The following is a 6,398-nucleotide window of genomic DNA, read 5'->3' as shown; positions in this document are numbered from 1 at the left end:
AATTGTTTTTGATGTTCGATGCTGTGAGTGCCCACACAGATTGCTTGATTCAAATTGTTAAAGAGCGACGCAACAGTTCGTTGCTGCGGGAGTGGAATTCTACTCAACCGCCTTCTCGAGTCAAGCCTTATTTTCAAAGGCTTTTCGAGGTTATCGACGAGGTTGTTTGCGTTGCCGCTTGCCCTGTCGATGTGGCGCATTATAGAGATCCAGCTCACATTGGCAAGGCTTTACCGCAATAAAATTGCAAAAAAGTGCAATTTCTTGGTTATTCATATCAACACACAGCCTTTATACAGACTTATCCACAATCAAGGGTGGAGTGAGGACGTTTTACACCGGATAAATGCCTTACAAGGGTACTGGCTTGGCACTCATCCACCATTGCCACACTGTCGCGCCTAACGCGCAGCGCCCTCGACATCTTCTATATAAGAAGGCGTATGAGACATATATAGAAGTGCTTATCCCAATCCAGCCTCTTTGACCCAGCACGCCATCAGCTCGCCAGCGGGAAGATCCCGGCAGCCCGATACATCCTGCCCAGCCCAGAGCGGAGAGAAGCCACTGTCCCCCGCCTTCTCGGCGGCGACGCGCAGCGGTGCCAGTGCGCCACTGGCATAGGGGAAGTGAGGGGCAAGATCCGAGAGCGGGCCCAGCTCTTTCATAAGACGGTTGACGATCCCCCGCGCCGGACGGCCACTGAACAGATTGGTCAGTGCCGTCTGCTGGCCCTCTGGTGAATGGATGGCGGCGCGATGCAGCGCCGAGGTGGTCGCTTCATGGCAGCAGAGAAAAGCAGTGCCCATCTGCACGGCGCTCGCCCCCATTGCCAGCGCGTTGGCGATCCCCTTGCCATCGACGATACCGCCAGCGGCAATCACCGGCAGATCGGTCACCGCGAGGCTCTGCGCCAGCAGGGTCAAGGTGCTCTGCTGCAAGGCGAGATCATCAGAGAGGAAATGGCCGCGATGACCACCCGCCTCCAATCCCTGAGCGATGATGGCATCGGCGCCGTGTTGAGCAAGCCATACGGCCTCCGCCACCGTGGTGGCACTGGCAAATACCTTGGCCCCCGCAGCCTTCACTTGGACAAGCAGCTCGGGCGCGGGCAGGCCGAAGTGAAAGCTAACCACCGCCGGTCTGAACTCAGCCACCATGGCGGCATGATCCTCATTGAAAGGTGCACGGCTTGGCGCCGTCGTAACGGTTGGGGGAAGTATGCCGAACTCGGCATAGTAGGGAGCAAGGCGCTGCTGCCAGCTGGCCAGAGCAACGGGATCAGGTTCCCGTTGTCGATGGCAGAAGAAGTTGATGTTAAATGGCCCAAGGCCGCTTTGGGCAAGACGCCCCAGTTCGCTGCGCAGCTCCGCTGATGTGAGCATGGCGGCAGGCAAGGAGCCCAAGCCGCCCGCACGGGTCACGGCCAGCGCCAGCTCGCTACCCTGCACACCTGCCATCGGTGCCTGAATAATGGGATAACGCATCCCCAGCTCGGCAAACAGGCTCATCCGTTCACCCCGAGCAGCATTGCCCGCTCTTGCGGGCCAAATCGGTTGTTGCCATCCATCTGTCAGACTCCTTTCTGATAACCGTGGTTACACATCAGGCCCGCAAGGGGCCCGATGATGAGTGAAGACTTAACGCACGCTGCGCAGCAGGAAGTCCGGCTGACCACAGGAGCGACGCTCACGCTTTTGCATCTCGGCGGAGCAGGTGACCGCATCTGTCCCCTCTTTATTGACGCAGATGTAGATCTCCCGCAGGAAGCGGCCACCATCGGCGCAAGCCACCGTGATGTTGTCGGGAGCCAGCCACTGGTTGGCGCTCGCCAGATCGGCCTTGAGCTGGAAACTGGTTTTGCGCAGCGGCTCTTCCGGGGATTGATAAGCCGCCGGGATCTTCACCTTCTGGCGCAAATCGCTCGCCAGCTGATGGAAGGCCTGCTGGCTCAAGCCGGAGCAGGTGCCGTGCTTCTCCCACTCATGGCGATAGAGGAAACGGCTGGGGTAGAGGTCGGCAAACTCGCTCTCCATATCGGGATTGAGCCGTTCGCGGGTGCAGTTGCTGGGGTAACCGCGATCGTACTGGGGCCAAAGACCATGCAGCACAAAGCCCAGCTTGCGGGAACACTGGTCCCGATCCGCCGGTTTGACGGCGCAATGCTCGGGCGACCAGGAGAGCGCCATAGCGTAATAGTCAAACTCCCCCGCCTCCCCTTTAGCCAGCACGGCCGAGGAGAGCAACAAACTACCCGCCAACAGGGCAATCATCTTCTTCATCTTTATATGTCCACCTTACGCGACTCGGGATGACAGCCATGCTCCCATATTCTGGCGGCGGGAAACAGCCATGCTGAGACGCCGCGCGACAAGGGTCAGACCAGTCAGGGGTTTCACCAGAGGGCGAGCAGGGGTAAGCTGACCGACCGGTAGGCTCCTCGTCCACCACCAGATAATCCCTCTTGGCAACCACAGGATGTAACATGATCCGCAAGAATCCCTCCGGCCATCTGCCTGTCATCGACGAATCCGCCTATATCGACAAGACCGCCATCATCTGCGGCAAGGTGATCATCAAAGAGAATGTCTTTGTCGGCCCCTATGCGGTGATCCGTGCCGACGAGGTGGATGAGAGTGGAGATATGGAACCCATCGTCATCGGCGCCAACTCCAATATCCAGGATGGCGTGGTAATCCACTCCAAATCCGGCGCCGCCGTCACCATCGGCGAGTACACCTCCATCGCCCACCGCTCCATCGTCCACGGACCGTGCGAAGTGGGAAACCGGGTCTTTATCGGCTTCAACAGCGTGCTGTTCAACTGCCATATCGGTGACGGTGCCGTGGTGCGTCACAACTCGGTGATTGATGGCTGCGATCTGCCGCCGGAGTTCTACGTCCCCTCCACCACCCGTATCAACCAGCAGAGCGATCTGACCCATATCCCACGGGTCTCGGTGGATGCCGCCGAGTTCTCCGAGGACGTGGCCCACACCAATATCGATCTGGTCAAAGGGTACAAGGCGCTCTCCAACGAGTTCTGATCCCTTTCTTTATTAACAGAGAACAAAACGGGCGCCGAAGCGCCCGTTGCTGTTTCTATCTCTACTTATATATGTGCGGGTCAGGAGCACTTCTTCAGGCTGATATGCCAGTTGGCACCGGATTGCACCTGATGCTTGGCGGCGAAGCTGTCCATGTTCAGCGCCACCGACACCTGCAGCAGGCTGTTGAGGTAGACCAGCGGCTGACCTTCCGGCACGTCACCGAAGCTGCTGACGTAAGGGGCCTTGCCGTCATATTTGACCACATCCCCTTCGCGGATCTTGATGCAGGCGTTATCCCCCTTGTTGATCCCCGCCTTGGTCAGCAGGACATCATCGATATTGGTCCAGACGTTGCCGTACTGCACATCGAGGATCGGGATGGTGCCCTTGAGGGTGCCATCTTTCTCGGCGACCGCAGGCTGATAGGGGATCTTCACCACTTCGGCAGGCAGCAGCGGGCCAACCTGCTCATAGCTGATGGCGCCAGAGGCGAGCCGTGCGCCCGTATAGGCGTACACATCGCGGCCATGGAAGGTGTAGGACTTCTCGGAGCCCTTGAGGCGGTTGAGCTTCTCATCGATCTGGCGCACCGCCTCGATGCCGAAGTGCTCGGCCACCAGGGTCAAAGTGCCATTGTCCGGGGTCACGATGTAGTGGCCGCTCCTGGTCTTGAGCACTACTGACTTGCGCTCGGTGCCGACACCGGGATCAACCACGCTGACAAACACAGTCCCCTTGGGCCAATACTGCAGGGTCTGGTAGAGGCGGTAGGAGGCTTCCCAGATGTTGTAAGCCGGGATCTCGTGGGTCAGGTCATAGAGCGGCAGAGTGCGGTCCACCCCGAAGGCAACCCCCTTCATGGCCGACACGGCGCCATCTTTGAGGCCGAAATCGGTCTGGATCACCAGCGCTTCGTTGGCGGCGGCGATGCCGCTTGCCAGCATGAGAGCGAGCGCGATGGCACGGGGAGCGGTGCGAATATCCATATCTGAACTCCTGAATCATCTGAGGATAACGAAACGGCGAAAGCCATTTAGACATCCAGACTGCCACCAATGAATTTTTTTGCAAGGGGTTTGCCACAAAGTGAGGGACGACTCGCAGAAATTGTGCTCGCCAAACGGCGACAGCAGGGGTATCAAAGGCGGAATGGGAAAACGTTTACAATACAGGAGCTCAGCACCATGACACAACCCGAACCGGAGATGATGACCCTGCTGCTGGAGGTTGGTGAACAGAGCAGTCAGCTCTGGCTGAGCCAGCCAGATGCGGCCCCGTCACACTACCCGCTGGCCTTTGGCACCCACGCCATCCAGCCAGGACCATTTCGCCACGCGCCGCCCACCCCGCTCGAACTGGAGCGGGCCATCATGGTGGTGGAAGATGAGCTGATGCGCATCGCCCCGCAGATCCCGCCCGGCTTGCAGCTGACCCTGCGCAGCCAGCCATCACTGGCCGAAGCGCTGGGGGACAACCAGCTCGACCGGGATCTGGTGGAGCAAGCCTTTGGCCAGCTGGCCGCCATGGCGGAAGGGGATCCCCTCGCAGCCAGCTTGCTGCCACGCGACGAGCACTTTGCCGCCGTGCTGCTGATCGTCAGGGAGTGGCTGCACCATCTGGCTAGCGAGAGCGTGCTGATCGTGGAGTAGGGATAAATAAGTGGTGAGGTCTTCAGCTTCAGGCAAGGTTTGTCGGTGGATCCTGTCGGGATTTCATTCGCGTATACTTTGCCCGTATGGCGCCCACGCCCCTATCGGTACTCTAACCAGACACCTATGACCTTATTTTCAGGTAACCCCCCAGCCTTGCGCTGGCCACCGGCGTTTGCTCGCCAGTTCATCGTCAAAGTGGCCGGATTGGCCCTGCTCGCCCTGACCGGGTTGGGCACTGTCTTCTACTACACCTATCTCACTATCCAGCACGACATGGATCTCATCACCGCCAGACAGAAGAACGTGTTCGAGGTCTTCTACCAGCGAGCCAAAATCCTCAAGGTGGAGAACATCACCAGCTATCTGGCACAACACCATCTGCTCGATCAGCCACCGCCCCCGAATAGCATTGGCAGCGACTATCTCTACGGGTATGACCTCAAAAGCAAATACCGCTTTGCCGATATTCCGCTGCGATACCCGGCCGCCAATATCCTCAACACCTTCCGCTATGCCCTCTCCTATCCGGAGGTGATCAACATCTACACCATCTGGAATGACTACCGGCTGATCGGCATGGTGGCCGACAACAATGTGCTGCCCGCCAGACTGGCGCCGATCAAGGTGGATCTGATGACCCTGCCCGCCTGGTATCACTACTTCGGTTGCGCCAGCTTTGCGCCCGGCCGCCCCTTGTGCAGCGCCGATGAAGCCTTTGTCTCCGATATCGAGATCGACAGCTTCAGCATGCGCAACACCATAGTGATGTACTTCCCCTTCATTCATCAGTCGGGGCGCGGCGGTTACAAATACGGGCTGCTCGGTATCGATATCGCCGTCGATGAAGCATTTAACGATGTGTTGCGCCCCTTCGATACCATCAACCCGACCCGCACCAACATATCGTTTGAAGCCGCCGAGCCCTGCAGCCCGAGGCATCTCTGCCTGAGCAAACCCTTTATGCGCACCAAGGCGGGGGATGATCTCTATCTGAAGTGGTCCTACAGCGGGTTCGATTTCGTCAAGCTGGCCCTGCATGGCGCAGCATTCAAGGTCTATCTCATCGTGCTGTTGCTGGGCATGGTGGCCTGGAAGCAGATCTACCTGCGGCTGCGCACCCTGGCGCACACCGACCACCTGACTCGGCTGCCACGCAGGGATGTGCTCTGCCAGAGTCTGCTCCATGAGCACGACTACCTGATGATCCTGGATATCGACAACTTCAAGTCGATCAACGACACCTATGGCCATGGCGTCGGGGATCTGGCACTGGTCGCCTTTGCCCGCCACCTCAGAAGCAATATCCGCAAGGTGGACAGCCCCATCCGTTGGGGCGGCGAGGAGTTTATTGTGCTGTTCAAGGGGATGGAGGATGACGAGATAATGATCCACTCCGCTGGCCGCCTGCTGGATCGCCCATTGGGGATCCCCGAGCTGCCCACCCCCATCACCTTCTCTGCTGGGGTGATCCGCATTCGTGACTATCTCACCGTCACCGAGGCAGTGCATCTGGCCGACGAGCTGCTCTACCACGTCAAACAGCACGGCAAGCACAACATCGCCTGCTACGAGGGCAAAAAGATCCGGCTGATCCGCCCGTTGCCGGACGACGCAGAGGCATAGCCGCCTTCTGCCGCTCCCCCAGCTTCTGTTACCATCGCGGCCACGATCACTCATTGCATCGCGGCCGCTGGCCA

Annotated in this window: 7 protein-coding genes; 4 read left to right on the top strand and 3 right to left on the bottom strand. The window is 58.8% G+C overall.

Features of this window, described 5'->3' with window-relative positions:
* Positions 1 to 242: hypothetical protein (locus G5533_RS16060; protein ID WP_441255062.1), on the top strand; the 242-nt coding region annotated here is incomplete at its 5' end.
* A 222-nt stretch (positions 243 to 464) separates the two neighbouring features.
* Here G5533_RS16060 and G5533_RS16055 read toward each other — a convergent pair.
* Both G5533_RS16055 and G5533_RS16050 read right to left on the bottom strand, forming a co-directional pair.
* Positions 465 to 1,511 (bottom strand): NAD(P)H-dependent flavin oxidoreductase, encoded by a 1,047-nt coding sequence (locus G5533_RS16055; protein ID WP_128815758.1) that lies wholly within the window; start codon positions 1,509 to 1,511, stop codon positions 465 to 467.
* A gap of 129 nt (positions 1,512 to 1,640) precedes the next feature.
* The gene (locus tag G5533_RS16050; protein ID WP_128815759.1) at positions 1,641 to 2,282 is read right to left on the bottom strand and encodes a ribonuclease T2 family protein; all 642 of its coding nucleotides are present in this window, start codon (positions 2,280 to 2,282) and stop codon (positions 1,641 to 1,643) included.
* A 203-nt stretch (positions 2,283 to 2,485) separates the two neighbouring features.
* Between G5533_RS16050 and G5533_RS16045 the strand changes: the two genes are divergently transcribed.
* Positions 2,486 to 3,046 (top strand): gamma carbonic anhydrase family protein, encoded by a 561-nt coding sequence (locus G5533_RS16045; protein WP_005335471.1) that lies wholly within the window; start codon positions 2,486 to 2,488, stop codon positions 3,044 to 3,046.
* A gap of 80 nt (positions 3,047 to 3,126) precedes the next feature.
* Here G5533_RS16045 and G5533_RS16040 read toward each other — a convergent pair whose 3' ends face one another.
* Positions 3,127 to 4,035 (bottom strand): SAM hydrolase/SAM-dependent halogenase family protein, encoded by a 909-nt coding sequence (locus G5533_RS16040; RefSeq protein ID WP_021229492.1) that lies wholly within the window; start codon positions 4,033 to 4,035, stop codon positions 3,127 to 3,129.
* Positions 4,036 to 4,233: 198 nt separating this feature from the next.
* Between G5533_RS16040 and G5533_RS16035 the strand changes: the two genes are divergently transcribed.
* Entirely contained in the window at positions 4,234 to 4,698 is a 465-nt protein-coding gene (locus G5533_RS16035) for a hypothetical protein (protein ID WP_421255513.1), read from the top strand.
* 156 nt (positions 4,699 to 4,854) lie between these two features.
* The gene (locus G5533_RS16030) at positions 4,855 to 6,324 is read left to right on the top strand and encodes a GGDEF domain-containing protein (protein ID WP_421255555.1); all 1,470 of its coding nucleotides are present in this window, start codon (positions 4,855 to 4,857) and stop codon (positions 6,322 to 6,324) included.
* Positions 6,325 to 6,398 lie beyond the last annotated feature (74 nt).

Origin of the sequence: Aeromonas sp. A600620, from assembly GCF_029479985.1 — a bacterium.
In the GTDB taxonomy this organism is placed as follows: domain Bacteria; phylum Pseudomonadota; class Gammaproteobacteria; order Enterobacterales; family Aeromonadaceae; genus Aeromonas; species Aeromonas veronii_A.
Note: the sequence above shows the minus strand (reverse complement) of the source record. Positions and strands in the feature narration are given on the sequence as shown.

Coding starts and splice junctions, on each gene's coding strand:
- G5533_RS16055 (WP_128815758.1), bottom strand. CDS start 1,511: ATGAGCCTGTTTGCCGAGCTGGGGATGCGTTATCCCATTATTCAGGCA.
- G5533_RS16050 (WP_128815759.1), bottom strand. CDS start 2,282: ATGAAGAAGATGATTGCCCTGTTGGCGGGTAGTTTGTTGCTCTCCTCG.
- G5533_RS16045 (WP_005335471.1), top strand. CDS start 2,486: ATGATCCGCAAGAATCCCTCCGGCCATCTGCCTGTCATCGACGAATCC.
- G5533_RS16040 (WP_021229492.1), bottom strand. CDS start 4,035: ATGGATATTCGCACCGCTCCCCGTGCCATCGCGCTCGCTCTCATGCTG.
- G5533_RS16035 (WP_421255513.1), top strand. CDS start 4,234: ATGACACAACCCGAACCGGAGATGATGACCCTGCTGCTGGAGGTTGGT.